The sequence below is a fragment of the bacterium SCSIO 12741 genome (assembly GCA_024398055.1).
Taxonomy (GTDB): domain Bacteria; phylum Bacteroidota; class Bacteroidia; order Flavobacteriales_G; family Salibacteraceae; genus SCSIO-12741.
On record CP073749.1, the window covers coordinates 4,057,097 to 4,083,197 of the forward strand.

Here is a 26,101-nt window from a genome sequence, read left to right on the forward strand (position 1 = left end):
GAACGAAAAGAGGCCTCCACCAGGTAGGGCCTCTTTTCTTTTATGGTTTTTAGTGCGAGCTAAAAGGCGAGCCGTAGCACCTCCGATCGGGATTTACCAGACAGGCGAAGCAAATAAATGCCTGAGGGCAGCGACTCGGAGTTGAATTCCAAAAGCCGCGTAGCGCTGGATTTTTCCAGCATCACCTGCCCATTGAGGGAAAGTAGGGTAGCGGTAAACTCTGCATGATTGGAAGAAACGTGGTAGAAAGTCCCAGTTCGTCTTAGGTGAAAAGGCGAGGAGGGAGGAAGCGATTCTTCCAGGTAGGTAGGACGTACATCCACCTTTGTTTGTCCTGTACGAATGCCTTCGTTGGGGCTGGCCTCATAGGCATAGTCTTTTATCGTAATTGAGTTGACCTTGGGGTGCATGGATAATCGCATCCAACCATAGAGCCATTCTCCATTGGTCTTGAGTCGAAAAGCCAGGTATTTGTCCTCTACACCCGGCCATCGTCCTTCAGGAGCTCCCGTTGTGAGGTAGGCCATCGCCAGATCGTTACCTGATTTCCATTCCAGGCTGGTATCCAGAAATACCGAATCTGTGAATTGACGCATAAAGCCATAATCATTCGGATCTGTGCAAATTTCCAAATCTCCCATAGTGCTGTAGGTTAGCCAAACGTCCCATTGAGGATCGAGAATAGTAAGGGAAAAGGTGAGATCATTGGACCCATCCTGATCTAGATCGAAGGATTTGTCGGCGGAAAAGTTTTGATGATAGTCGGGCTGAATATCTACGTAGTTAATCTGAGCGGATAGGCTCATCGTTAGGCCAATCATGCCTAAGGTGAGTAGTTTTTTCATAGGGGTGTTTAGCGCTTAAAAGGAAGCTAAGGGGTTGATAGTTGGGTAAATAGAGCTTCTATTTACTGGGCGGTAGATCAGCTGGACAAGCAGCAACAGAGAAGAAAGTTTGGTTGAATTACCATTAAATTAATTTACATGTAAAATAAAGTGTTACTTTTGCCTCGAATCAGATGGCCATGCGCATAGACGAAGAGGTAAATAACAAGTTCGTAAACGAGAAACAGCGGTTTATCGCCAACCTGGTTTATACCAGCAACTGGTTTCAAAACAACGTGGTGATCTTTTTAAAACCTTACGGCATTTCCTTTCAGCAGTTTAACGTGCTCAGGATCCTTCGTGGAGCAGGAGATTGGCTCAGCATGAATACGATTAAGGAAAGAATGATTGACAAAACGCCAAATACCACTCGCTTGTCTGATAAGCTGTTGGACAAGGGTTTTGTGGAACGAGAGAGGAGTGCGGAAGATCGACGGATAGTATATCTGCGTATAAGCGACAAGGGCCAGGCGCTATTAAAGGAAATTGACGAAGCCGACCATGATTGTTACCTGGGCTTTATGAAAAGTATGACCGATGAAGAAGCCAAAACGGTTTCTGATATTTTGGATCGAATGAGAGAATAAAAAAATTTACCCAAATATTTAACATGTAATATAATGACAAGGAAAATTAATGCAATGGACTCTTTGAAATGGAGAGCCGCCGTTAGAAAATACGATACCTCCAAAAAGGTGAGTGCAGAGGACTTGGAGCTTCTATTAGAAGCTGGAAACTTAACCGCTACCTCTATGGGGCTGCAACCCTTTAAAATTGTGGTGGTGAGTGACCCGGAATTACAGCGCAATCTGGTCCCTGAATCCTACAACCAGCAACACGTTGCCGATGCTTCCCACATATTGGTCTTTGCCGTGGAAACGGACTTAGGCCAGAAAGATGTGGATGCTTACATCAAACGAGCCATGGAACTTCGAAATCTGCCTGCATCGGCTCTTGAAGGTTACAAAAACTCAATCAGTCACTACCTCGGTAGTATGTCGGAAGAAGTTAAGCTAAGCTGGGCGACTAAGCAGGCCTATATCGCCTTGGGTACTGTGATGACGGTAGCAGCTGAATTGAAAATCGATTCCTGTGCCATGGAAGGATTTAATCCGGAGTCGTATCAAAAAATGCTCGGTCTTGATTCGAAAAATTTGCTGCCCGTGGTCATTCTCCCTATTGGTTACCGGTCGGAAGAAGAAATGATGGCCAGCCTGCCTAAGGTGCGGAAACACCGCGATGATTTTGTTCTTGAAATTTCTAATTCTTAAAACCCATTAATCATGAAAATCAATACTCTACTTGTTTATCGAATAGTCACTGTACTTTTTAGCCTGTCCATGTTGGCTGGAGCTGCTCAATATGTTTTTACCTATGATGTAGCTCAGGAAATGTTCAACGCTCTGGGCTTCCCGACTTACATTATCTATCCATTAGGTGCCGCTAAAGTCTTAGGAGTAATTGCCATTTGGACTAATATTTCTCCACGACTTAAGGAATGGGCCTATGCAGGTTATACGTTTAACTTCTTGCTGGCCGGATTGGCTCACCTTAGTGTAGGCGATGGGCAATTTTGGGGAGCTCTAATTGCTTTGATATTATCCTCAAGCTCCTACTTTTTGTACCGCAAATTGGAAGCTCAAAAGGCCTAAGGTCTATCGATTTTACCTAAACTGTAACTCGGGGACGGATTCCTGGTAGCGAGCTCCATCTGAAAAGCGAACCTCCAGGGATAAGTTCTGGGCTGTAGTGTCCGATTTATCTTTCATCAGAAATCGAGCATAATTGGGAGCATATGGTGAGTTGTTTAGTCCTTCGTACAATTCCGTATAGCTAATCTCGATGGGCTCATCGTTGTCGTCTGTATGAAAGAAGGGAGCAAAAAAATCGTTGAGAGAGCTTCCGGCTGAACGTCCTAGGTAGTCTTTGTTAGAGGTAATGGTGATCGAGCTAATCGGATCTTTAAATCCACCTCGACCTTCTTTCGGACAGGTAGTTGCATGGGCAGAGGTTACCAATGAAAAACCTGGGTTTTCGGCCACATATTGGAACCCTGTAAAATGCAAGTCCAGGGTGATTTGGTGTTCGGGTTTAACATGCACTCGATCTTCTTCACCATGATTGTTAACCGAAAGAGTAACAGCAATGCCATCTACCTGGTAGTATTCCATCACATCGTCACAGCAGGCGATCGGGATTAAACCAGTAAACAAGAGCAGGAGTAGGGAACGAGCAAGGGTTTTCATAGCAGATGTTTGCTTGCTTAACGGCTTGAAGTATGGATTGTTGTACGCAGCTTTATACCGAAAGGAATAAAAAAAGCCCGCAGTACCTGGTGCGGGCTTTTTTATCGGTTGGCTGATTGATGCTAGTGACTAATATTCACTTTTTGGATACCCAAACTTTGGCCCCCGCTGGAGAGTTCTACGAGGTACATTCCGGTTGGTAGTTCAAAGTGCAGCTGATCGGTTTCCAGAGTAGATTCAAACAGTTTGGTGCTTACCAGGTTATACACCGTTACTGTAATTTCTTCTTCCACTGGATTTCCGTCCCACTGTACCCGGAAATTACCGTCACTTGGGTTAGGATATAGTTTAAAGCTGGCCTCTTCGCTTTCCACCACCATAGGTTGACCTGAAGAGGTGGTCAGGTACTTCACAATAGCGGCATCTCCTGATCCTTTGGCTGATGGAGGCAATACGGGGAAGTATACATCCAGGCTGTTGAATCGAAGAATGTTTTCGGCTTGAGAAGAGGTGTAAGCATTGGCTTCTTCACTAATCATGGCCAGGGAGCTAAAGAACGCTGGATTGGTGGGCCATTCTACTGAACCACTGTTGTTCATATAGGTGTGGTACAGGTTCACAAAACTGGTCAACTTGCTACGTTCAGCTATGTGCTCATCATCGGTGTAGCTTACGTTACCCCAGGCGGTCAACTCGGCGGATACGTTGGCAGGAGTGTCAAAAGAAGACATCGCGTAAATCTGACGGATTTTACCGTGATGCTCAGTCTCCAATTCTTCAATCCAGTCTACCAAATCGGTCTTATCATTGGTGCTTTCCATAATGAGGTAGTGATCCAATACTTTGGCGTAACGATCGCCTCGTTCTCCAAGAATATCGCCCAGTTGTAGCTCATCTTCGTCTTTGTTACCAATGTTGGCACCGTTGGTCACGATGTGAGAAATCATGGTCTCGTGCATGGGTACGCTTTTCTCTTCCAGCGCGGAGATAATTACTCCGTTACGTCCAGAATGCTCGTTGTTCATCAACACGTTATACAAGCTGGTGTTGTTAAGCTCTCTTTCGAGAATGGCATGCATCATCACTTTTTCTGACAAGGGAGAATCCATCAACAAACGAGCTTCTACATCAGCGTCGGTGTTGCTTGCATTATCCATGTAGCTGATCAAGCCGGTTTGGTTTCCACCATCCACACTGTTGTTGTAGCTCGTAAGCCCATTGGTGAAATTGGTGTTTTGAACAATAAAACCAGCCTTCTCGGCATTCAGCTCGGCAGTAGTCAACTTGGTGTAATCCGGACCAAACTTGGTTGGACAGGTGTATCCACTGGATTGAACTTTGAGCATGTTGAATACAGCTGTAGGTTCTTCACCGGATGCGTTAGAGTGGTAATAAATACCCGTAATTCCAGAGGAACTGGCATTCTCGTAGTTGATCAAACCACCGGTAACGGTGCTAAAGGTGTTACCCGCAGAAACGATGGAACCACTTTGAATTTTACCTTGAGCAATGGATGCTCCATTTCCTGAACCAATCAAAATATCAGCGTGATGGGCATTGCTCATGTCGTTACATAAGAACTTCAATCCGCTGTAAATGGAATTGTTGCCCCAGGAATGGTTGTTTCCAAAAGCCAGGATTGGCACATTTACATTGTTCATCTCATTGTCGTATACCTGATTGTGGTCTGTACCACTGTTGTATACAATGATTCCGTACTCAAAGTCATCTGACGTTTGGGTAGGTTCAAAGTGATTGTTTTCAACCACGTAGGCAGACGAGTTTTGCATGTAAACGCCGCTCAAAATGTACTTTCCATCAGATTCAAAGTTGTTTCCGATAATACGAGCGCCATATACACCATCGGTAATTACTCCATAACGACAGCCGTCAAAGTCTGCGCTACGAATGGAGATGGGGTAGTATTCCGCTGCACCAGTGGCCACGATACCTCGACTTAGGTTGCTAAACTTACAGTCAATCAGGTTTTGAGCCGGGCAGGGTAGCGTAAGGGCGTTGCAGTAATCCTGGATTCTAAAACCCGAGTTAAGGCTGTAAATAGCCGTGGTGTAGAAAGTAGGATCGTAGGTGTACTTGAATTCACACCCGTAAATTTTGATTCCGCGCACCTTCCACATGGTAAACATGTGGGTAGGATTGAAGGAAGCATTCAAAGGCGCATCGTGTACAAAGGTGCATCGCTCAAACTTGGATACGTTGTCCTGAATCAGGTTAGGACTTCCTGGAACGAAGTTGTCGTAGTTCATAAAAGCTACACTTCTCCAGTTGTTGCGGAACGTGGTTTCACGGGCAGTAACAATTCCACCTTGGGAAGTCCAGTCACCTGGTTTCCATACCATCACGGCTTCTTTTGCATGTTCAATCACGGCTCCATTGGAAGTGGTAAGTCTACCTTGGTAATAGGTAGCTCCCGAAGGGTGCTGGGATTGAGATTTAACTCCATGTACCTCAATACCACCCCAAAGGTTGCCGCAATTGTTCGTCAAGGTCCCACCGTTAACGATTAAGTGTCCTCCCGGCTGAATCATGATTTTTCGGCCTGGGAAGATGTTCAAGGTTGCTCCGTTTGCCACGGTAACCGTTACTCCATTAGGAATGATCAAATCATCGGAGATGTGGTTCATTCCAGTATAGGTGCTGGTGCTCAAAGTTTGTTGTGACCAGGCCGATGTAATGGCCAGATCAGATTCCCACAAACCGCGTCCAAAGGTGGCTGCGATAAGCTTCTGAGAGCATTCGTTGATTTCCAAATCGGTTACAATGACCTTAGGCATATCGTTGTTGTAGCATTTCCAAACGGAACCGGAAACGCTGGCATCGCGGTAATATACACCCACATCGGTACCCACGTAAAGCAGGTTGTTTGATCCAGGCTGATACACGATGGTGTTACAAGGGAATACGGGAAGGCCAATGGACCAGTCTACCCAGCTATCACCGCCTTCAAAAGAATACCATACGCGGTTTTGTCCGTTACCCGAACCATCATCACCAATGCGGTTAAACGTAACCCACACGTGCTCTTCATTATCCGGATCGGTTTCAATATCAGTAATACCTAACCAGGAGGAAGCAGCTGGGGTAATGTCTTTCCAGGTAGTTCCGCCGTTTTTGGTGACAAACAGCTTGTGGCTGGCCGTGTTTGACCAACATGGGTTGCGGAAAGCAGCATAAATCCAATCGGGATCCTTTTCCGAAATTTCCACTGCGATCAGTTGGGCGCCGTCGACCACATTGTGTTGTTTAAAATCGGATACAGGAGTCCAGGAGGATCCATCTCTTCTAAATACATCGTGGTGACCGATATACAATTGGTTGCTTTCGTTGATGACAATGGGGCGAGTCTCAAAATTCCAATAGGGAGGATGAGACAGGTTAGGAGGGGTGTTCGGGTTGTCAAAAGGAGGGTAGTTAAAAAAGCTCCAGGATTGACCGCGGTTACTGGTTTTGCGGTTGCCTGGGTAATTACCTTGACCATAGGCAATAGAGGGATCATTTTTATCAGCAGCGGCATCGTATCCGTCTGATACTACATCGATATCCCACTCACCAGCATCGTAGGTCAGCAGCCCGTTATCCTGGGCTCCACCGTGGATAAGGTCTCCATCGTATTTGGCACTTCCGATTCCGAAGAACTCTGTAATGGCCAAACCTTTACCGTTGATGTTTTTCCAGTTTACCACATGCTTGGTGCCGTTCCAGGTAGAACCTTGGGTATAGAGTGCACCTCCGTCGTTTCCAACAATGAGTTTGTCGTAAAAGCCTGAGTTACTCGCAGAGATTAGTTTCATAGCCCGAATGTCTGCATGGGTAGATACGCCATTGTAGGGGCTGTTTGGCCAGTAGTGCGAGATGTTGTAGAACGACTGACCTGCATTGTGCGATTTCTGAACGGTTCTGCTGGGAGGATCTCCCATGTACATGATGTTTTGATTCAGCGGGTTAACGATAAACATCTCACAAAACTGAGTAGTCATGTTAATGCTTGTCCAAGTTCCACTGAGTTCAGAGAATTGCTTGATTTCGTACAAGTCAGCAGTTCCACCAGAGCCATTGTCGTAGATCCACTTGATTAGGGCATAACAACCATTGTACATGGACGATAGTTCCACCAAATGTGACATATGAGAATAGCCATTGGGGTGAGTAGGTACCGTAAAACTGGGTAGTACATCCAGCTGGGTCCAGCTACCGTTGTTGCCGGTCACTCGCCAGATTTCAGTTCCTGCTACGTACACCACGTTAGGATTTGACAGGTTGTATTCCATCGTTCTCAGAGCAATATTTGGGTTGCCTGAAGCCGCTTGTAGATTCAACGATGGCCAGCTGTCCCCACCATCAGCCGTACGAAACACTTCCGTGGAGGTATGGGTAAACAGAATGTTTGAGTTGCCGGGATCCATGAACAATTTCAAGTGTTCAGCAGCATTTACCGGATCAAAATCCAAATCGGTATGAAACCAAGTAGAACCTCCGTCTGAGGTTTCGATTACCCCAGTTCCATATCCCTTTCGGGTAGAACCTGTCGCAGCAAACAAGTGGTTGCTGTTGTTGGGATCGATGATCACGTCCAAAACCCCAAGACTGGGCAGGTTCATTTGATCGGTGATATTGGTCCAGGTAGGCGTAGTTGATTGCACGTTGGTCGACTTCCAGAGTCCACCGCTAAGGGTACCCACATAGCCTACGTTGGTATTGGAAGGATCCATGGCAATGGCCGAAACAATTCCCAGTGCTTGCTGTTCCACGCCTGAAACGATATCGCCTTGATCAGGTCCTAAGGATTTCCAGCTCACCGGTAAACCGTTGGATTCATTACAGGGTGGCTCTTGAATGCACCCACCTTCATGGTGGTGGTAGGTGCTATAAGTGGAGAAGGCATTTCCGTCTTTGCCATCCCGGCCACTCCAGAAGGTGTGCCATCGCTGGTAATTGTTGAAATATCCTCCTTCTGAGGTGTCTACTGCTCGAGCCGTGGTGTAGTAGTTTTCCATGACTTGATGAATAGAGTCTATTCGCATGCCCGATTTGGCCAAGGCCTTGTAATCGGGAGGTGATGTTGATTGAGCAATCAGATTCCCCGAGAGTACGAGGGCTCCGAAAGACAGGCAAGCTATTTTCAGCTTCCTGAAATGGTTTGAATTTTTCATGAGAGATTTTAGTTTAGAGGGCATGGTCGTGCCCTACAGTACAGTTATTGTTTAAATTGATCGATGGCGCCGTTGATCGTTGTACAATGTTACGCACTTTGCAACCGTATATTTCACTTTTCCTACCCGGTTGAGGTATTATAATTTGTATACGTTAATTTGTAAAGTGCTGATTATTATTTAGTTGAAATGTCGAGTTGTGTAGGGGGCTCGAATCAATAAAATGACGAATCCTTTCCGAAAACGAGTTCAAATCAATTGGATTTTTATCCTTTTAGGATGTGCTGGAAAGCCATAAAAGCGCTTTTTTGACTTTTAAAAAATGAAATGCGCCGTTTTTTCGAGTTTTTTAATGGGGTTCCTTTTGGGCTCAATTTACCTGTTACAAGCGCGGCTCATTTGAGACGAATTCCAGGCCTTTTTTCGAATATATTTGAATGCGTAAACGGAGCAATAGTTAGAGCTTGAATCACTACTTTAAATATGTAATGGATCATTTTGAGCGGCTTTATGGGCCCGCTCGTCATATGCTTGATTACCAGGGTAAAAATCCTGAGGCTAAGGTCAAACTAACCGATTGCCAAACGACTCTCTTTGAGGAAAAGAGAAGGATTCCTGAATCTATCTGTTGGAAAGATTTTGAAGGTACACGCCTTCCATTTCTGTTTCATGAGTTTACCGAAAGCCCCATTATTGAGGCCAAAGGAGAGTCTATTCAAGTGTCTTATGACTTGGTAGCAGCTTCCTTCTATTTTCTGAGCCAATGGCAAGAATACCATGGAACGGAAAAAGACCACTACGGCCGATTTCCCTATGAAACCAGTATTCAAAAGGAGTTGGGAATAGAAACATTACCGGTGGTCAATTACTACTTTCTCATTCTAAAGAGGGCGATTGAGCAGGCCTATGGTGCAGATGCCTTATCTAAGAAACCTACTGAACCTGTCCTATTTGTATCCCATGATATTGACAAGGTGGCTACCGGCTGGAAGGAGGACGGATTCAATGCGCTTAAAAAGGGAAGGTTGCCAGCCTTGTTCCAATTGGCATTGGGAAAATTGATCGGCAAAGATACCTGGTTCAACTTTGACCGGATTCTTAAGTTGGAAAAATCCCTCGGTGTAAAATCCACCTTTTTCTTTTTAGTAGAGCAGGGGCAACGAGACGGAATAAGCAATGCGGATTACACCTTGGAACAAAAGGCCTTTGCTCCGGTTTTTCAGCATATTCAACAAAACGGGGCGGAAGTAGCCCTACACGGTAGCATTGGTAGCGCTTATGATTCTGCTATGATGAAGAATGAGCTCCATCAATTTGATCCCTTCGGTGTTCAGATAAAAGGCAATCGTTTTCATTTTTTGAATTTCCACCTGCAATCAAGCCTTCGAGTAGTGGAAGAGTCTGGCGTGCGATACGATTGTTCCGTTGGATTTGCCGAGCACATTGGATTTCGAAATTCATTTTGCCATCCTTATTATCCGTTTAATTTTGAGGAGCAGAAAGCGCATTCCTTTTTGGAAATTCCTTTAAACATTATGGATACCACTTTTGACCAGTCTGGTTATATGGGGCTGGACAAGGAGTTGGTAGTAAAAACCTGCGAACCTTTGATTGAGGAAGTCGCCAAGTTTGGAGGCTGTCTTTCGGTACTTTGGCACAACAACTATTTCTCGGATCACAAGTACGAGGGATGGGAAAAGGTATTTTCCGATTTGATCAATCGCTGTAAGGATATAGGATTGATCTCCAAGAGTGCCATCGAATTAGTAGAAGAATTGGAAGCTGAATGAAGTTATCAGACGTCATAGGAAGTTGGTTAGAGGTAAATAGAACCTTTGTAAAAGAGTTGATGGCCAATCGTGAAAGAAGCCGAAACATCAAATTCCACTACAACGATATCTACAAGGAAGTACATCAAAGCGATCAAATCTGTTTTGTATTATCTACTGGCCGCTGTGGTACCAAGCTGCTCTCCAAAATGTTTACCATGAGCGAGGAAGTGGAAGATCATCACGCAACGCTTCCAGAAATGTACTATTTCGATCGCTATGCCTACGAGAACCACAAAAGTGCCCACGGTGAATTGATGAAAATGATCGATGCGGCGCGGTATGAGCTGATTCGTAAATCTATTTTGGTAGACAAAACTTACATTGAAACCAATAACCGGATTACGTTCTTCGCCTATCAACTGGCAGAACTTTTTCCCCAGGCCAAATTCATTCATCTTATTCGCAACCCCATTTCCTTTGTAAAGAGTGGAGTTGGGCGCAATTGGTATGAAGGAGACAACTACAACAACGAAGGGCGAATCGTTCCAGTAGGAAGGGAAGAGGAGTTTGCCAAATGGCCAATTGAAGAAAAAGTAGCCTGGCTCTGGAATGAGACCAATCAATTTATTCATGATTTCAAATCCACGCTTCCTCAAGAACGGGTACTTACGGTTGTTGCAGAAGATCTTTTCAAAAAGCCTGAAGTTACCCGGTCTATTTATGATTTCATTGGGGTTCCATCCTTGTCCGATGCGGTGATTAGCAAAACCATCAGCAAACCGGTGAACAAGGGAAAGAAATCGGCGAGCCCTTCATTATCGGAGGATCAGAAGAAGAGGGTGATGGAAATAGCCAAAATCAACCAGGAATATTATTCCTAATCTCCTTTAAAAGGTTTTAGAAAATCCGCTTCCAAAGCATTTCTGCGATTCGGTTCAAATCTTCAGATAAGCGTAAGAAGTAGGCTGGAACGGCAAATAGAACGCTGAATATAGCCGTATTGATAATGATTCCAAGAAAGGGATTGTCTGGTGTATTTACCCATTTTACCACCAATACTCCGATTCCAATCAACACCACCGTTGCCAGGTGTTTGACTGTAAACGGGTGTAGGTTGAGCTTGAAATAGATCAGAGCGGTACGGATCAGGTTATAGATAAAAATGGATATGGCGGTAGCTATTGCTGTTCCTGTGATACCGTAAGCTTCAATAAAGTATAGATTGGTTCCAATGGCCACCACCGCAAGGAAGGGCATTAGAAACAGATTCCATTTGTAAAACTTGGAGTATTGAATGATTTCGTAATTGATTCCCAAGGCGAGGTCAAACATTTTGGAGAGTCCGATGAAGAAGACTACGTACTTTCCGTTTTCGTATACCTCCGAATTAGGCATGATTTGGTAGAGGTAATCAATGTTTACCCAGATCAGGGAAAAGATGACCCCACCGATGATGAGCAGGTTAATGGATGACTTCTTGTAAATCATTTCCACTTCGTCCAATTCGTTGTTCCCTAAGCTTCTCGATAAAATGGGTACCGCTACTTGAACGAGTGGACGTTTTGGAATTTCAATTAGTGTAGCAATGAAGAAGGCAATTGTATAAATTCCTACAGCGCCTAAATCCTGAAGAATTCCTCCGGTCATCAGGGTGTCAATCTGATTCACAATCACGGTGCCACCCGTTCCCAAGATCAAGTAGAAACAGTAGGTCGCCATCTTTTTGAAAATGGGAGTACCGGTAATCGTCCAGGGAGAAGTAAAGCTGTAGTTCAATCGTTTCTTCACCAGATAAAACATGATCGCCAGGTTGATCAGGTGGAGCAAGCTGTAGGAAAGTAGGAGGGAAGAGAAATCGAATACGTCGAAATAGTAAAGGAAGATAACCGCAATCAGATAAAGCCGGGCGAGAACATTTCTCAATACCGACGGTACCGCAATTTTGGTTTTAGTAAAGAGGTAGTTCTCCAGTAAAGCGGTGAAGGTGAAATACCCCACCATTATGGGAATCACCAACATGAGTTTCTTCAGGTAGGGCGAGCTGTTGAGGAAGTGGGTGTACACATAGCTCTCGAGGGAGTAAAAAAGCCCGATCAATACTACCAATAGAAGAAAAGGCACCACCAGTGTAAAGGATATGAACTGGTTGTACTGCTTCTGGTCTTTCTCAAAATGGAAAAAGAAGCGGGGAATGGCACTGCTTAAGCCTACCAACACAAAGGGGTAGATGAGCAAAGCTGTAGAGTGGAGGACCTTAATCGCTCCAATTTCCTGTTCACTCAAAAAATGCGCCTGGATAAACAGGAGGCTGATGGCCCCAATACCCACACCCACCATGTTGATGATGGTGGTGATAGCGCTATTTTTTATAATAATTCCCAACCTAAGCTGAAAGAGAGCCTTTGAATAATCGTTTTACAAAAAACACTAAATCAAAGGCCAGTAAATTGAAATAAATCACAAAAATGAGCGGCCAGGTAGCCAGCAGTTGCAAGCGTTGTCCTAAAGTCACTTTGGCAATAAACACTACTTTGAGGTATTCCAGGGGGATTTTCCAATGTGGAAAAAGAACCCACTTCTTCTTGGAATACAAAACTCGGGTATAGCGTTTAAATCGCTTTTCCTTGGATTCCTTTTCGCGAACTTCCCTTCGATACCAAATAGCCTCGGGCTCAAAGGTAATGTGGCCGATCAAAGCCATCTCCGAAAGCATCAAAGCTCCCGAGCCAAACATTTCCAACTGAAGCCGGGTTTTTCTCAAAATCGAAAGGTTGTAAATACCATACAACCCATTTTGATTATTGATCAATGTGGCGATAAATCGGAACAAAAGAATGTAAGAGGAGGTATCCACAAAACCGATCCGTTGATCCATTTCTTCTCCCTTTTCATCAATCATGATGGTTTTGGGAGCTACCAGGGCAATGTTGTCATTCTTTACAATGGCTTGGTACAGCTTATTCACGTATCCCGGAGACCATAAGTCATGAGCTCCAGCCAGAATAAAGTACTTACCCGTGGATTTATGAATCAAAGTATTGAAATTCTGTATGATTCCCACGTTCCTCGGTTGCCGGTGGTACTTGATCAGTTCAGGGTATTTCTGAACATATTCCTGGGCCATTTCACCCGTACCATCATCCGAAGCGTTGTCGGAAATCAGAATTTCAAAAGAAGCATCAATCTTCTGTGCCAGAATGGAATCTAAGGTGCTTTGAATATAAGCCGCTTCATTATAGACCATCAACCCGATTGTAACCTGCGGGCCGGTATTGCTTTCTGGCATAGTTACCGTTGCTATTTGGTTCTTTTTAAGTAACCTCTTTTGGCTACTGTAAGCTGCAATTTCTGGTGAATTTCTTCATCGATTTCAAAGGCATCATTTTCCTTCAAGAATGCATCTACAGCAGTTTGAGGATTATCACCCACGTCCCAAGGTCTGTTGGTAAAGAATCCTTTTGGCAAGTATTCAACCACGGTATCGAATACAACTAAGTAACTGTCTTTGGTTACAAATTCGTTGTACAATTTCAATTCATCGTATACGTGCTGATGAGTGTGGTTAGAGTCGAGAACAACCATAACCTTCTTCTTGCCCTCAGCCATTTTACGCACTTGCTCAATAATATCGGGATCTGTAGCCCCACCTTCGATCAAGTGAATTCGCTTGAACATTTTGTGGTTTTCAATTTCTTCCCGGTTGTGAGAACGAATGTCGATATCCACACCTACAATCTCTCCATGACCGATAAGCTCCATCAATGAAGCGTATAGAATAAGGGAACCTCCATGAGCAATACCTGTTTCGATGATCAGGTCTGGTTGTACCTTCCAGATCACCTCTTGCATCGCTACAATATCTTGAGGATACTGAATGATGGGACGACCCATCCAGGAAAAATTATACGAGTATTCCACACGCATCGACTCTTCCATAAAGCGGGTGCTCAAGTCATTTAATACTTCGTTTTCACCTTGCTTTCGGATACGTTCTTTTCTCTCTTCCTGAAATTTTTTGATTTCGTCACTCATGGGTATATAGTCTTCTAATTTTCAATAATTTTTCACTGCTGCCCCAAAACTTCATGGCTTCGTAATCGGGGTAGGGGTAATGCCCCAAATTTAGTTCAATCTGTTGGTTCACGGAGGCCAGGTGTCGCTCAACCAAGGTTTTCACCGAAACGGGGTCTCCACTGCCACAATTCACCACGCCTTCGTATTCGTTTTGAAGGGCAATGTCGTTAATATTTCGTGCTGCATCTGCCACCGGGATAAAGTCTCTAACCTGATCTCCCATGGACATGTTAAAGGTTGTTTGCCCTTCTTCCAAGGCCCGGTCCAGTTGAGATAGCAAGGACTTAGCCTGCTGGCCTTTGCCGTAAGGATAAAACAGGCGTACCCATTTAAGATGGAAAGGAGTCACCTTGTTTAGCTCCTCTAAAAACTTGCGTAAGGTATCCTTGGCCAGTCCATAGGCAACGGTAGGCCGGGTATCTTGTTCTTCGTTCAATTCTCCTTCCTGTAAACCATATTCCAGGCAGGTGCCAACAACGGTCAAGTCCTGCAATCCATCGGCAATGAGGTTTTTCAGGAATTGGTAATTGGGAAACAAGGCTTCTTCCAGGTGGTAGATATCCTTAAAGTTGTTGAGTCTTTGCCAAGCCAGGTGAATCACTTTATCCGGTTTGCCCAGGCGAATGAAAGCGTTTTCCCCATCCTTCATGTAATCCAAAGGAATGTAGGTCACTTTGCCCTTCCAGGAGGCTTTGGCTGCCTTCTCTTCATTCACGGAGGTACAAATCACTTCGATACCTCGATCCAAAAGATTTTGAACCACATAGGTTCCCACAAATCCGGTAGCGCCTGTTACCAGTACCTTCATACTTTGGACAATTCTGGAATGGCCACCATAAATTCAGCACCCCATTCTTGGGTATAGCTCAATTGATTAATGATTTCATCTTTAATATTCCAAGGAAGAATCAGGATGTAATCGGGTTTTGTTTGGCGCAACTCTGACTCATCAACCACGGGAATGTGGCAACCAGGCAGATACTTACCTTGTTTATGTGGAGATGCATCTACTACATATTGAATGAGTTCTGTGCCCACTTCGCAGTAGTTTAAGAGGGTGTTTCCTTTAGCAGCTGCACCATATCCTACAACCGATTTTCCTTCAGCTTTAGCGGTTTTGAGGAATTCCAGCAAATCATCTTTTACCTTATCCGATTTGCCCTGAAAACCTTCGTAGTAGGCCAGGGTAGTCATTCCAATGCTCTTTTCTTTTTCAAGCAAAGCTTCATATCGATTGGATACTTCTTTGCTGCTATCCTCAGCGTGTTTACCGTATATTCTCAAAGATCCACCATGGGTTGGAATTTCCTCCACATCAAACAGCTGTAGGCCAAAGCTTTCAAAAATTCGGCTTACGGTGGTCAATGATAAGTAAGAGAAGTGCTCGTGGTAAATGGTATCAAACTGATTGTTAGCTACCAACTGCATCAGGTGTGGAAATTCCATCGTAATCACACCTTCTTCATTAAGCATGGCTTTGAGGCCTTTTACAAAATCGTTGATGTCTGGCACGTGAGCCAACACGTTGTTTCCAATTAACAGGTCCGCGCCACGCCCTTCTGATTTCAGGCGATGCGCAATTTCTTCACCAAAGAATTCTTTTACCGACTCAATGCCCTTAGCGATGGCGGCATCGGCTGTGTTTCCAGTCGGTTCAATACCCAGCACCGGAATGTTTTGTTGGTGGAAATACTGGAGTAGATACCCATCGTTGGAGGCTACTTCAACCACTTGATTATTGGAATCTAATCCAAAGCGCTCAATCATTTGCTCGGAGTACTTCTTGCAGTGAGCCAGCCAGCTCTTGGAAATAGAGGAGAAGTAAACGTAGTCGTTCGAGAAAATCTCGTGAGCATTTTTAAATTCATCGATCTGTACCAGAAAGCATTCTTCGCACACATGGATGTGTAAGGGGTAAAAAGCTTCAGGCTTATCCAGTTGATCCGCGGTCAGGAATGAGTTGGATGGAGGAGAGGTCTTGAGGTCTACAAAAGTGGTGGTGAGTTCAGTTTGACAATGTCTACATTTCATGGTCCAGACCGTTAAAGTTTTTATCTAAGAATTTGTGAGAAAGATCTCGTTCAGAAATGATTATGGGCTCAAATGGCCATTCGATTCCTACTTGTGGATCGTCATATCTAAAAGCCCCTTCGCAAGAAGGAGTGTAAAAATCAGTGTGATGATAGAGTAGGCGGGTATCGTCTTCACGGGTAATGAATCCATGAGCGCAACCGGCTGGAATACACACTACCGTTTTGTTTTCGGCAGAAAGCTCTATCGAAGTCCATTGAAGAAAGGTAGGCGAGTTTTTTCTCAAATCTACCACTACGTCAAAGGCGGCACCTTGAATGCAGGTAACCAGTTTATCTTCCTGGGAAGGAAGGTTTTGAAAGTGCATACCGCGAAGCACACCCTTCTTATTGTTGATGGATATGTTGGTTTGTACAACCGGACGATGGATGCCTACCTTCTTTAATTCGTCGGCACAGTAAAGGCGAAAAAAGCCTCCGCGGTCATCTTCCAACACTCTTGGCGCAATCTCAAAGACGCCCTTTATTTGGGTTTCGGTAAACTGCATTAACTCAACCAGCTTAATTTTCGCTTGGAAGCATCATCGATGTAGGCCATCAAATCGCTTTCTGTAGATAGTTCTCCGGATTGAATAAAGTTTAAGTACCAATCAGCGGTTCGATTCACGGCTTCTTCAATGTTCCAAATCGGTTCCCAGGAAAGCTCATTTTTAACCTTGTCGATGTCGAGCATGAGCAAGTTCGCTTCGTGTGCCGTTGGGTTCGGAGCAAACTCCACGTTTACTTCTCCCGTGGTTCGGGCCATAATTTGCTTTAAAATATCTCCTACTGAGATGCAGTCTTCCTGCTGAGGGCCGATATTCCAGGCTGAAGCAAAACCTTGATCGCCTTCCAGTAGCTTACGACCCAATTCCAGGTAAATGGAAATCGGTTCCAGCACGTGTTGCCAGGGACGAACCGCACCAGGATTTCGGATGGAAAGTGTCTCGCCATTTTTTATGGCCTTAAACACATCAGGAATCAATCTGTTTTTCGACCAATCCCCACCGCCAATCACATTTCCTGCACGGGCTGTGGCCAGCAAACAAGCGTGATTTTCCAGAAAGGAGCGGCGAAAAGAACTGGATAATATTTCGGAACATGCCTTGGAGGAACTATAAGGATCGTAGCCTCCCAGGGCATTGGTTTCTTTGTAGTAATGGTGTTTTTCGTGGTTCTCGTAAACCTTGTCCGTGGTCACATTCACCAAGGCACGAACCGAATCGCAGTGTCGGGCTGCTTCAAGTACATGTAGCGTACCCATTACGTTGGATTCGTAGGTGTAGATCGGGTCGTCGTATGAATCTAACACCAGGGGCTGTGCAGCCAGGTGAAAGATGACGTCCGGTTTAACGGAATCAACTACTTGTTTAATGGATGCCGCATTTCGAATATCACCGTAGTGATTGTGGCAGTTTACCTGAAGTCGATCGAAGTGATCTGCATTGGCATAATTCTCCAGCGAAAATCCGTGAACCTCAGCCCCCAGTTTTTCCAACCAAAGACTTAACCAACTTCCTTTAAATCCGTTGTGGCCGGTTACCAGAACGGTTTTTCCTGTGTATACTCCTCCAAACAGGGATTGCATTACCAAACTTTCCATTTAGCTTCACCAGATTGCCAGAGGCCTTCCAGTTCTTGTTTATCTCTTAATGCATCCATACACTTCCAGAAGCCATGATGTTTGTATGCGGCCAATTGATTATCACTTGCCAGGTTCACCAGCGGGTAATCTTCCCACATCGTTTCGTCGCTGTCGTCACCCAAATAATCGAGTACTTGGGGCTCCAAAACAAAGAAGCCTCCGTTGATCCAGTGCCCGTCACCCTTGGGCTTTTCCATGAATTTAGTCACCGATCCATCTTCTTCAATTTCAAGGGAACCAAATTTTCCTGCAGGTTGAATAGAGGTAACGGTCGCTAACTTTTTATTTTTCTTGTGAAAGTCGATCAATTCGTTGATGTTCACGTCCGAAACACCATCTCCATAGGTGAGCATAAAGGTTTCATTACCCAAGTGCTCTTTGACTCGTTTGAGTCGACCTGCGGTCATGGTATGCAGACCTGTGTCAATCAGTGTGACCTTAAAGGATTCGGATTTGGACTGGTGAATTTCGAGGTTGTTGTTGGCCAGATCGATAGTTACATCAGAGTTGTGTAAGAAGTAGTTCATAAAGTACTCCTTAATCATGTACCCTTTGTAGCCCAAACAAATGATGAAATCGTTGAATCCGTAGTGCTCATACGATTTCATTACATGCCAGAGAATAGGTTTTCCACCAATCTCAATCATGGGCTTGGGTTTAAGGTACGATTCTTCAGAGATTCTGGTCCCAAAACCACCGGCAAATATCACTACTTTCATGTCCTAAAAATCCTTCATTTGGGGTTGAATCCGCAAATATATTGAAAGGATTGTTTAAACCTAAGAATGATTGTAGTTAGCTGGGAACATGACTTTGTTGAAAGGGAGTTTGGGTGCTTAAATCCGGTGTCTGGTAAAGGAAGTTTTTTCTCGATGTAGGATCTTCCAATCGCTACTGTGTTTTTTTCTTCTTTTTCGGTTCGGGAATCGGGATAGGCACGGTATTAATCTTGTCCTTGCTGCCTTTATAGTCTCCAATCTTTTTTCCTGCATAAGCCCCTGCTGCTATAAATGGAATAACAGGCCAGGCAACTCCTGCTGTAAATAAGCCGGCACCTGCCCCTATTAGGCTGCCGCCTCCCATAAACCATTGGCTTTGCTTCTTCTGTTCGTCTTCCGGTTTGGCTACCTCGGCTTCATTCCATTTTTTACTGGCTTCGATAAAGCTCTTACTGGGAAGGTCACGGTTTTGCAGAACAATGGATGGAGGCAACAAACGATGCCCGGATTTATCATTAATCCAGCCCCATTGAATACCGCCTAAGTATTTCCCTTTCATATCACCGGATAATCCGACGACCCGAACCTCGAAATGATCCTTCCCAAAAAACTCGTAGGTGGGTACATTTCCTTCTTCTACATTGTGGACTAAGGGTTGTTTTTCTGCATTGTAATACCTGGATACCGCAGGTAGGTCATACAACTGAGCCTTACCAACTTCGGTTGGTGTTACATGGGCAGGATACCTACCCAGCGCATTTCTATCGCTATCGGGCACAGGATCAAGTTCCAAATGTTCCTTTTTGCCTTCTGCTCCATACATAGGGTGGTCGGTTCGAAATTCGGCCTTGTTGCTGTAGCTCTCTCCTAAAGAATCGATGTGATGTTGTTCCGAGTTTTCGATGGAGATTCGTTTGAAAAAGTCACTCACATTTCCCTTTTCAAAGGCCTCTACCTTTTTACCATGGCCACGTTTATGGTACTCCTTGATTTTTACATCGGAATTTTTCCTGGTTTTCTCAACCTCGTTAAAATGGACCCTGGAAAGACCCAAACTTTGTCGATTTACTTTTTGAATAAAACCATAAGTACCTTCTGCGACATGGTTTCGATTTGGGTTCCAATTCAGTTGAATTTCGGCACCTACTTTGTTCCTATTTTCATCACCTGGCCATATCTTATAGGTCGTGGCGTCGAATTCCCCAAACCTATTCTTCACTTTGCTCGCTTGCAATTGAATCACATCTCCGGCAAGGCTTCCTTTGTCCAAATGACTGGAATCGTTCACAGGTAGGCCTTTTTTGGCCTGTACCACGTGTTGAATGAGTCCTGAGGGCCGACGTTTGTCAAAGGCAGATATGGTTTGCGCTTGAGGCGGTTTTGAGGCCTTCAGTTGCGCAACGGGGATACTCCTAACACGATCAGCTTTGGGGGCAGATTTCAGCATTGTTTAAGGTTTGATTCTGGAGGTCTAAATTAAACTTCTTTCGCCACAATGCCTAATTTGCCGGGCGCTCATACAATTTCTTACCCATGATATAGGTGGCAGCAACGTTACGTTCATCACCCAGCATCATCAGCGCAAAAAGCTTGTCTTCTACATTGGGAGAATGAGAGATACGTTCCTCCTGCAAATCGGTAGCTGCGAAATCCACAACGATGAAATCGGCTTCTTTACCGGTTTCAAAATTGCCGATATAGTTGTCCAGTTCCAGCGAACGGGCACCGCCTAAAGTGGCCAGGTAAAAGCCCTTGAAGGCAGACAATTTGTTGCGCTGCAACTGCTGAATTTTATAGCCTTCGTTGAGGGTTACGAATTGAGACAGGGAAGTTCCAGCTCCAACGTCGGTTCCAATTCCCACTTTAATACCTAAGCTGTCTGCTTTTTTCAAATTGAAAAATCCGCTCCCCAAAAACAAATTGGAGGTAGGGCAGTGTGACACGGCTGAATGGGTTTCCTGAAATAGCTTCCATTCCTCATCGGTAAGGTGAATGGAATGGGCAAAAACAGATCGAGGGCCTGTTAGTCCGTAATGGTGGTAGACATCCATGTAGCCATTCCGATCGGGAAACAGTTCGTTTACCCAGGCAATCTCATCGGTGTTTTCACTCATGTGGGTGTGCATCCATACATCTGGAAATTCTTTCATTAATTCTCCGGCTTTGTAGAGCTGTTCTGGAGTAGAGGTAGGGGCAAAGCGGGGAGTAACCGCATATAACTGGCGACCTTTTTTATGCCATTTTTCAATAAGTTCCTTGGATTCCAAGTAGCCCTTTTCAGGGTTGTCGAGCAAATAGTCTGGAGCATTTCTGTCCATGAGCACCTTGCCGGCAATCATTCGCATGTTTCTGTTGTGAGACTCTTCAAAAAAGGCTTCTGCCGATTCGGGATGAACGGTGGCAAATACCAAGGCTGATGTAGTTCCGTTTTTCAGCAGCTGATCCAGGAAAAACTTCGACATTTTTTTAGAGTAGGCTTTGTCTTTGTATTTCCGCTCGGTGGGAAAGGTATAAGTATCCAACCACTCCAGTAGCTGTTCACCGTATGCGGCCATCATTTCTACTTGAGGAAAATGAATGTGCGTATCAATAAAACCGGGCATAATGAGTTTGCCGGAGTAATCGATCACTTCGCCTTTGATTTTCGACTTTAATGCAGAGTAGGGACCTACTTCAACCACTTTTCCATCTTTTACAATGAGCAATCCGTTTTCGAAATACTGAAAACTTTGCACCACGTCTACCTTAGCCGGATCCTCGAGGAAATGGAGAATAGCACCTCGGATGTAGAGAACGTCATTTTCTGTTGATGCCTCGGGAGTTTGGGATGGATTTTCCGACTTTTCCGGGATGCTGGTTGGTTCATTACAAGCATTAAGGAGAAATACTACGGCCAGTAATACGAGTACGATTCGCGATGTTACACTTTTCATGTTCGGTGTTTTTTAAAGGTTTTGCTTCGGGTTTAGAGTACCCATCTAATCATGACTTGGGGAACGGATTCATTTTTGCCTTCTACACCGAATTTGTTGGTGTATACAAACCACTCTGTTCCAAAACTTAATTTCTTCACGTGCATCAGCAACTGCGGCTGAAAAATGACCCAGGCCGCTTCGGTACCCTCGACGGATTTTACATCAATAAATCCACCGATAAAAAAGCGTCGCATCGGATCACCGCTTTTTTCTTGTTTGAGCTTCTTTCCAAACCACCAGCGAAAAGCGGCGGTCAATTGGAAGGAAACTCCCTCTAAGTTGGGTGTGTTTCTTACCAGCCAGCTGGTTTGAAAGTGGGCCGCGCCAGGAACCTTAAAATCAATCATGGGGCCCGCCAGGTAGGCTGCATTGCCGTTTGGTGGGATGTTGATTTGGGTGGCGAGGCCTATGTGCTTAATTACCTTGTTGTCTTCACTTAGCTTGATCAACGGATCGGCATAGAAGCGGGAATGCCACTCGAAGTAATAATCTTGGCTGGAGGTTTTGCCAATGTCGTATAGGTCTAAAAAGGTAAAGTTGTCTCCATATTTCCAGCCACTGGCATGCTCCAGGGTCAGGGTGGTCCGGTCCCAATTATCCGTGAGATTGGAATTGGATAAAAAGCCGCTACCGTAAAGTCCAGAAAAAGAAGTCTCACTGAAATTTTGGGAAAAACCCGTCACAGCAGAAGCCAATAGAAGGGCAGATAATAGATGTTTCATAAGATTATTGAAGGCAATTTGGATGGGTTATAAGCACAGTTTGATCAGGTAAGTAGCGATTTGTAATGGTTTGATTCTATTTAAAATAGACTATCTTTTTGCTATGCTGTCAAATGTAATCTACGAACAATCTGGAAGCAAACTAAATTGGAGCGCCATGCTGAATTACGTCGAAAACGCAGTTTTTGATCTATGTCAAAACGATCCGAATTTGGATCCAATAGGTTTGCGTCATGGTTAGTTTAAGAACTTGTGGTTGGGTTAGCGTCGTAGCCGTTTTGTTGGCTTTGACCTCCTGTGATTCACCGGATTCCAACTTGTTTGGAAAATGGAGGGTGGAGAGTAAGTACTACAAGGCCACCTACCACATTGTGGAGGATGAAGGCAAAATTGAAGGTCGCGTTCTTTATTACAACGATGGCACCACCCTTATCCAGGAAGAAGGCAAACCATCCAAGTTCTTGTTCCGGGATTTAAAGGAGCAAGACGGGGTGTATGTAGATGGAATAAGCGGAGCTACCAATACAACTAACAAACACTGGTCTTTGAGCTTGAAGCACAAGGATACCATAGAAGCACGGGAACACTTTGGGGACCAATCGTCCTCTGAAATTTGGGTACGCATACATGAAAACAACGAAGATTAGATCCACACTGTGGGGATTTGCCTTGGCGGGAATGGTAGCTGCATTTTCGCTAAACGGCTGTAAGAAGGAGGAAATGCCTCCCGCTGAAACAAAGGATTGTCACGATACGGTTCGTGTCACCATAACGATGGTTAAACCCCCTGATACGACGGGAACGACTAAGGTAAGTCCCGTTATTCCAGTGGACATTAACAAAAAGGGATTTGAACTCATCGAAAAGATGCAAGGACATTGGATCGGTACCAATAAGGTGATGGCCTGGGATTGGGATTGGTTTGCCTTGGATTATAGAGCCGTTTCCAATTCGCATGTATTTGGCATTTTCGAAGGGGGCAACATGGGGAATTTGTTTACCTCATTTTTCGTTACCGATTTTAAAAATACCCGAACCATCATGGCTCGAAATGGGGAGTGCTCAGTGGGATTTACCGCACGAGCTACTTTGTGCTCGATAGTGTAAGGAGCGATGCCCGTGGAGACTACTACCGATTGGTGGATGGAATAGGAGGAACCCAAGTCATGTACATGGAGCTTCGATTTGTTTCTGATAGCCTTTATTTCAATGCCTACACCAGTCGATTGGGTGAGTTTGATATGGCCACACGTCACATGACCTTTGCCGCTAAGAAGGAAAACCTGCATTTGTCACAGGATGCAGCTTCGGCAGTTGGTTTTCCAGTCAATACGCCTGCCTGGAATTTCTCCGCAGGATTCAATAAAAACGATCTATATGTAGCCCCAGGCGCCGATTCTGCGAAATCAGCGAGCTTTCTGTCGGAGCACTCCAGCAACGACGTCTTCACCCTGGCCGGGCTATCAGGTGATCCCTACATCATTACCGATATTCCCCGATTGGGTTACCTGAAGGTGGATATCCAAAAAAATGCCACCATTCAAAACGACAACATCCTGTTGTATCTGTCTGACAAACCGCTCACTGATTCCCAGGGATTCTTTCAAATGCAAAATTTCAATTCCATCACTCAGTTTCCTGATTTCGATGCCACCGTTAGTGAGTTTTTATTCACCTACTTGCATCCGGGTGATTACTACGTCACCGTAGTAGCGGACCACGATGGCGATGGAAGTCCGGGAATGGGAGATTATACCCATGCCCAAATGCAAGTAACTGTGGCTCCGGGCCAGCAGGCTCAAGTAACTGTAACAAACATTAATGTGCTGAACTGATGAAGAAGAATTTAATGAAAGCTGCTGCCCTTGTTCTGGTTATAGGGGCCATTATAGCGGGGTGTAAGAAAGAAGAAATCCAGGAACCGGCACCGAGTCCGGATTGTAAAAAAGTGACGGTGTATGATACAGTTTGGGTGTCCTCAGAGGATTCGATAATCAGGCACTACAACAACGATGTGGCTGATATCTTAAATAACTACTGCATCACCTGTCATGGAGGATCCGCGCCGAGTGCCGGACTATTGCTTACGAATTATGCATCGGCCAAGTCAACCGCTCAAAGCGGCTTGTTGACTAAGCGTTTAAACGACACGATCAATCCTATGCCCCCTGCTGGCTTGCTGCCCCAAGACAAAAGGGATATTGTGCAGAAATGGATTGATGATGGTTTGTTGGAGTAACGCTTCGTGGCAATCTAATGGACAATAGGATTGAAAATTAGATGAGAAAAGAATAGAGCTGAAGTAGAATGCGCTTTTGCAAGCTTTGGAAGAAAATGGGTATTTTAGTGAAATAAACATTGACCAAAGCACGTTTCGTACGGCAACGAATTATGCAAACAGCCATTCCTTCCGCTCTTGTTCTTTTTCTATTCATGGCCCTTGGTGGGACATTGTATAGCCAATCTCCAACTTCAAAAAACTACCCCGATGGTAAGATGATTATCGAAATCGGTACGGGGGGAAGCCAGTTACTCGATTATCAAGGCCAGGGGATAACCGGTTACGATGACTTTGGATGGGATCCTCTTTCGATGAAGTTCATGTTTGGGTCCGAAGCCCAGTATTTTGGTTTTGGATATTCCGTAAGCCGTTTGAATGGATACAACTATTATGGTGGAATCCAATCCAGAACCCAACACCGATTAACTTTTGAAACGGAATACTACCTAATCAAATCCAATCGATTTGGTTTAATTCTCAACGCAGGTTTAGGCAACTATTTTGAACAATCATCCTCGGGTTTTACGGGCCATTTAGGAATTGCCCCCAGTTTAAGAGTCAACAAGCGACTCACGGCCTTTGCCCGATCCAGTTATCATCTCGATTTGGAGGTCTTTCGACCGGAGGGAGGTGAAATCAGACGGCGTCAATTGTATTCCCTGCAGGCAGGGGTGCGGATTCATCCCTTTCTTCATTCATCTACTAAAAACAGATCTTCTAAGCAAGATTCAATCGTACCCCGAACCCGATTTGGAGTAGAATTGGGCGTTGGATTACTCACCGTGACCAAGCCAGAATATCACCCTGAACCTGAATTGGAAAACTACGAACGGGCATTCTACATTCAGAGACGAGGATATCCCTTTGCCGGACTTGTTGTGGGTCTGAAAAATAGAGACTTACATTCTGTAGGTATCGGTTATGCCAATTACGACGAAAATGTAGAGTATCGGTTCTTTGGTATGCCTATTTCGATTGAGGATGCGATGTTCTATTACAAATACGATTACACCCCATTCAAAAAGGAGAAGGACAGCAAAAAACTTCGTTTTACGCCCTATGTGGGGGCTCGGGCCTTTTGGAATCGTAAGCAATTCGACCTTAGGTACAGCAAACCTTACTATTCCAGCGATTACCGCTACCATTTTTGGATGGAGAGTTCCTCAAATCTCGTCTTACTGCAGCTATCTCCCAGCATTAAATTACGCAATGCCCGCTTTTTTGCCGAAACTGCCTTTCAATTCAATATGATAGGATGGTCTCAGGTAGATTATGAATACTTCCGGGAAGATGTATATACAAGACCTTTGGAAAGTAGCGTCAATACTACATACGACGACCGAAGTACCTCCGAGTTCTTAGCACCCGACAAGTTCATGGGGAAAGGCTATTTTCTTCACGATGTCACCTTTAAGGTTGGTTTTCTTTTCTAATAAAAAGGTGAAAATTTCGCATCTCTTCTGATATCCATCGGGGATGTATCTCCCATTCTTAGCAATAATTCACAATTCCTGAGATTTTATGTCACCCAAGTCACAGAACT

General features: G+C 44.6%; 24 protein-coding genes. 10 read left to right on the forward strand and 14 right to left on the reverse strand.

Annotated features, from left to right (window positions below; genetic code table 11):
- Positions 1-59: 59 nt before the first annotated feature.
- Positions 60-845, reverse strand: a complete 786-nt coding sequence (locus tag KFE98_17335; protein ID UTW61752.1) for a T9SS type A sorting domain-containing protein — start codon at positions 843-845, stop codon at positions 60-62.
- A gap of 179 nt (positions 846-1,024) precedes the next feature.
- Between KFE98_17335 and KFE98_17340 the strand changes: the two genes are divergently transcribed.
- Genes KFE98_17340 through KFE98_17350 form a run of 3 tightly spaced genes read left to right on the forward strand, consistent with a single transcriptional unit; the run spans position 1,025 to position 2,536 of the window.
- On the forward strand, positions 1,025-1,471 hold the full coding sequence (locus KFE98_17340) for a MarR family transcriptional regulator (GenBank protein ID UTW61753.1): 447 nt from the start codon (positions 1,025-1,027) through the stop codon (positions 1,469-1,471).
- 54 nt (positions 1,472-1,525) lie between these two features.
- Positions 1,526-2,155 (forward strand): NAD(P)H-dependent oxidoreductase, encoded by a 630-nt coding sequence (locus KFE98_17345; protein ID UTW61754.1) that lies wholly within the window; start codon positions 1,526-1,528, stop codon positions 2,153-2,155.
- Between the two features lie 12 nt (positions 2,156-2,167).
- Entirely contained in the window at positions 2,168-2,536 is a 369-nt protein-coding gene (locus KFE98_17350; protein ID UTW61755.1) for a DoxX family protein, read from the forward strand.
- A 12-nt stretch (positions 2,537-2,548) separates the two neighbouring features.
- Here the strand turns inward: KFE98_17350 and KFE98_17355 are convergent, their stop codons facing one another.
- Positions 2,549-3,130 (reverse strand): hypothetical protein, encoded by a 582-nt coding sequence (locus KFE98_17355; GenBank protein ID UTW61756.1) that lies wholly within the window; start codon positions 3,128-3,130, stop codon positions 2,549-2,551.
- 122 nt (positions 3,131-3,252) lie between these two features.
- Positions 3,253-8,301 carry a T9SS type A sorting domain-containing protein gene (locus KFE98_17360; GenBank protein UTW61757.1) on the reverse strand — a complete coding sequence of 1,683 codons (5,049 nt, stop codon included), beginning with the start codon at positions 8,299-8,301 and terminating at the stop codon, positions 3,253-3,255.
- Between the two features lie 464 nt (positions 8,302-8,765).
- Between KFE98_17360 and KFE98_17365 the strand changes: the two genes are divergently transcribed.
- Together KFE98_17365 and KFE98_17370 are read left to right on the forward strand one after the other, a co-directional pair.
- Complete coding sequence (locus tag KFE98_17365; GenBank protein ID UTW61758.1) at positions 8,766-10,091, forward strand: polysaccharide deacetylase family protein; 1,326 nt, start codon at positions 8,766-8,768, stop codon at positions 10,089-10,091.
- On the forward strand, positions 10,088-10,954 hold the full coding sequence (locus KFE98_17370) for a sulfotransferase (protein UTW61759.1): 867 nt from the start codon (positions 10,088-10,090) through the stop codon (positions 10,952-10,954). Before KFE98_17365 ends, KFE98_17370 begins: the two co-directional genes overlap by 4 nt.
- 16 nt (positions 10,955-10,970) lie before the next feature.
- Here the strand turns inward: KFE98_17370 and KFE98_17375 are convergent, their stop codons facing one another.
- The 11 genes from KFE98_17375 to KFE98_17425 form a co-directional block, all read right to left on the reverse strand.
- Entirely contained in the window at positions 10,971-12,455 is a 1,485-nt protein-coding gene (locus KFE98_17375; GenBank protein ID UTW61760.1) for an oligosaccharide flippase family protein, read from the reverse strand.
- Between the two features lies 1 nt (position 12,456).
- On the reverse strand, positions 12,457-13,359 hold the full coding sequence (locus KFE98_17380; GenBank protein ID UTW61761.1) for a glycosyltransferase family 2 protein: 903 nt from the start codon (positions 13,357-13,359) through the stop codon (positions 12,457-12,459).
- An 11-nt stretch (positions 13,360-13,370) separates the two neighbouring features.
- Positions 13,371-14,105, reverse strand: coding sequence for a cephalosporin hydroxylase family protein (locus tag KFE98_17385; protein ID UTW61762.1), 735 nt, complete (start codon positions 14,103-14,105; stop codon positions 13,371-13,373).
- Positions 14,098-14,955, reverse strand: coding sequence for an NAD(P)-dependent oxidoreductase (locus KFE98_17390; GenBank protein ID UTW61763.1), 858 nt, complete (start codon positions 14,953-14,955; stop codon positions 14,098-14,100). The genes KFE98_17385 and KFE98_17390 overlap by 8 nt, the downstream gene beginning before the upstream one ends.
- Entirely contained in the window at positions 14,952-16,178 is a 1,227-nt protein-coding gene (locus KFE98_17395; protein ID UTW61764.1) for a class I SAM-dependent methyltransferase, read from the reverse strand. The genes KFE98_17390 and KFE98_17395 overlap by 4 nt, the downstream gene beginning before the upstream one ends.
- Positions 16,168-16,725 (reverse strand): dTDP-4-dehydrorhamnose 3,5-epimerase, encoded by a 558-nt coding sequence (gene rfbC, locus KFE98_17400; protein UTW61765.1) that lies wholly within the window; start codon positions 16,723-16,725, stop codon positions 16,168-16,170. The genes KFE98_17395 and rfbC overlap by 11 nt, the downstream gene beginning before the upstream one ends.
- The gene (gene rfbG, locus KFE98_17405; protein ID UTW61766.1) at positions 16,725-17,819 is read right to left on the reverse strand and encodes a CDP-glucose 4,6-dehydratase; all 1,095 of its coding nucleotides are present in this window, start codon (positions 17,817-17,819) and stop codon (positions 16,725-16,727) included. Before rfbG ends, rfbC begins: the two co-directional genes overlap by 1 nt.
- On the reverse strand, positions 17,804-18,580 hold the full coding sequence (gene rfbF, locus KFE98_17410; GenBank protein ID UTW61767.1) for a glucose-1-phosphate cytidylyltransferase: 777 nt from the start codon (positions 18,578-18,580) through the stop codon (positions 17,804-17,806). The genes rfbG and rfbF overlap by 16 nt, the downstream gene beginning before the upstream one ends.
- Positions 18,581-18,752: 172 nt before the next feature.
- The gene (locus tag KFE98_17415; protein ID UTW61768.1) at positions 18,753-20,027 is read right to left on the reverse strand and encodes a hypothetical protein; all 1,275 of its coding nucleotides are present in this window, start codon (positions 20,025-20,027) and stop codon (positions 18,753-18,755) included.
- Positions 20,028-20,079: 52 nt separating this feature from the next.
- Positions 20,080-21,513: a guanine deaminase gene (gene guaD / locus KFE98_17420; protein UTW61769.1), complete on the reverse strand. Its 1,434-nt coding sequence runs from the start codon at positions 21,511-21,513 to the stop codon at positions 20,080-20,082.
- Positions 21,514-21,545: 32 nt separating this feature from the next.
- A complete protein-coding gene (locus tag KFE98_17425) occupies positions 21,546-22,277 on the reverse strand; it encodes a hypothetical protein (protein UTW61770.1) in 732 nt (243 codons plus the stop codon).
- 233 nt (positions 22,278-22,510) lie between these two features.
- Here KFE98_17425 and KFE98_17430 point away from each other — a divergent pair, with 233 nt between their 5' ends.
- From KFE98_17430 to KFE98_17450, 5 genes are all read left to right on the forward strand, one after another.
- Entirely contained in the window at positions 22,511-22,924 is a 414-nt protein-coding gene (locus KFE98_17430; protein UTW61771.1) for an FMN-binding protein, read from the forward strand.
- Positions 22,905-23,384 carry a hypothetical protein gene (locus tag KFE98_17435; GenBank protein ID UTW61772.1) on the forward strand — a complete coding sequence of 160 codons (480 nt, stop codon included), beginning with the start codon at positions 22,905-22,907 and terminating at the stop codon, positions 23,382-23,384. Before KFE98_17430 ends, KFE98_17435 begins: the two co-directional genes overlap by 20 nt.
- Positions 23,336-24,112: a hypothetical protein gene (locus KFE98_17440; GenBank protein ID UTW61773.1), complete on the forward strand. Its 777-nt coding sequence runs from the start codon at positions 23,336-23,338 to the stop codon at positions 24,110-24,112. Before KFE98_17435 ends, KFE98_17440 begins: the two co-directional genes overlap by 49 nt.
- Positions 24,112-24,516 (forward strand): hypothetical protein, encoded by a 405-nt coding sequence (locus KFE98_17445; protein ID UTW61774.1) that lies wholly within the window; start codon positions 24,112-24,114, stop codon positions 24,514-24,516. Before KFE98_17440 ends, KFE98_17445 begins: the two co-directional genes overlap by 1 nt.
- Before the next feature lie 152 nt (positions 24,517-24,668).
- Positions 24,669-25,991, forward strand: a complete 1,323-nt coding sequence (locus KFE98_17450) for a hypothetical protein (GenBank protein ID UTW61775.1) — start codon at positions 24,669-24,671, stop codon at positions 25,989-25,991.
- Positions 25,992-26,101: the final 110 nt, after the last annotated feature.

What these genes read in the sequence shown, in the direction of transcription:
- KFE98_17335 (UTW61752.1), bottom strand. Translation starts at nt 845, where the DNA reads ATGAAAAAACTACTCACCTTAGGCATGATTGGCCTAACGATGAGCCTA.
- KFE98_17340 (UTW61753.1), top strand. Translation starts at nt 1,025, where the DNA reads ATGCGCATAGACGAAGAGGTAAATAACAAGTTCGTAAACGAGAAACAG.
- KFE98_17345 (UTW61754.1), top strand. Translation starts at nt 1,526, where the DNA reads ATGGACTCTTTGAAATGGAGAGCCGCCGTTAGAAAATACGATACCTCC.
- KFE98_17350 (UTW61755.1), top strand. Translation starts at nt 2,168, where the DNA reads ATGAAAATCAATACTCTACTTGTTTATCGAATAGTCACTGTACTTTTT.
- KFE98_17355 (UTW61756.1), bottom strand. Translation starts at nt 3,130, where the DNA reads ATGAAAACCCTTGCTCGTTCCCTACTCCTGCTCTTGTTTACTGGTTTA.
- KFE98_17360 (UTW61757.1), bottom strand. Translation starts at nt 8,301, where the DNA reads ATGAAAAATTCAAACCATTTCAGGAAGCTGAAAATAGCTTGCCTGTCT.
- KFE98_17370 (UTW61759.1), top strand. Translation starts at nt 10,088, where the DNA reads ATGAAGTTATCAGACGTCATAGGAAGTTGGTTAGAGGTAAATAGAACC.
- KFE98_17380 (UTW61761.1), bottom strand. Translation starts at nt 13,359, where the DNA reads ATGCCAGAAAGCAATACCGGCCCGCAGGTTACAATCGGGTTGATGGTC.
- KFE98_17385 (UTW61762.1), bottom strand. Translation starts at nt 14,105, where the DNA reads ATGAGTGACGAAATCAAAAAATTTCAGGAAGAGAGAAAAGAACGTATC.
- KFE98_17390 (UTW61763.1), bottom strand. Translation starts at nt 14,955, where the DNA reads ATGAAGGTACTGGTAACAGGCGCTACCGGATTTGTGGGAACCTATGTG.
- KFE98_17395 (UTW61764.1), bottom strand. Translation starts at nt 16,178, where the DNA reads ATGAAATGTAGACATTGTCAAACTGAACTCACCACCACTTTTGTAGAC.
- rfbC (UTW61765.1), bottom strand. Translation starts at nt 16,725, where the DNA reads ATGCAGTTTACCGAAACCCAAATAAAGGGCGTCTTTGAGATTGCGCCA.
- rfbG (UTW61766.1), bottom strand. Translation starts at nt 17,819, where the DNA reads ATGGAAAGTTTGGTAATGCAATCCCTGTTTGGAGGAGTATACACAGGA.
- rfbF (UTW61767.1), bottom strand. Translation starts at nt 18,580, where the DNA reads ATGAAAGTAGTGATATTTGCCGGTGGTTTTGGGACCAGAATCTCTGAA.
- KFE98_17415 (UTW61768.1), bottom strand. Translation starts at nt 20,027, where the DNA reads ATGCTGAAATCTGCCCCCAAAGCTGATCGTGTTAGGAGTATCCCCGTT.
- guaD (UTW61769.1), bottom strand. Translation starts at nt 21,513, where the DNA reads ATGAAAAGTGTAACATCGCGAATCGTACTCGTATTACTGGCCGTAGTA.
- KFE98_17425 (UTW61770.1), bottom strand. Translation starts at nt 22,277, where the DNA reads ATGAAACATCTATTATCTGCCCTTCTATTGGCTTCTGCTGTGACGGGT.
- KFE98_17430 (UTW61771.1), top strand. Translation starts at nt 22,511, where the DNA reads ATGGTTAGTTTAAGAACTTGTGGTTGGGTTAGCGTCGTAGCCGTTTTG.
- KFE98_17435 (UTW61772.1), top strand. Translation starts at nt 22,905, where the DNA reads ATGAAAACAACGAAGATTAGATCCACACTGTGGGGATTTGCCTTGGCG.
- KFE98_17445 (UTW61774.1), top strand. Translation starts at nt 24,112, where the DNA reads ATGAAGAAGAATTTAATGAAAGCTGCTGCCCTTGTTCTGGTTATAGGG.
- KFE98_17450 (UTW61775.1), top strand. Translation starts at nt 24,669, where the DNA reads ATGCAAACAGCCATTCCTTCCGCTCTTGTTCTTTTTCTATTCATGGCC.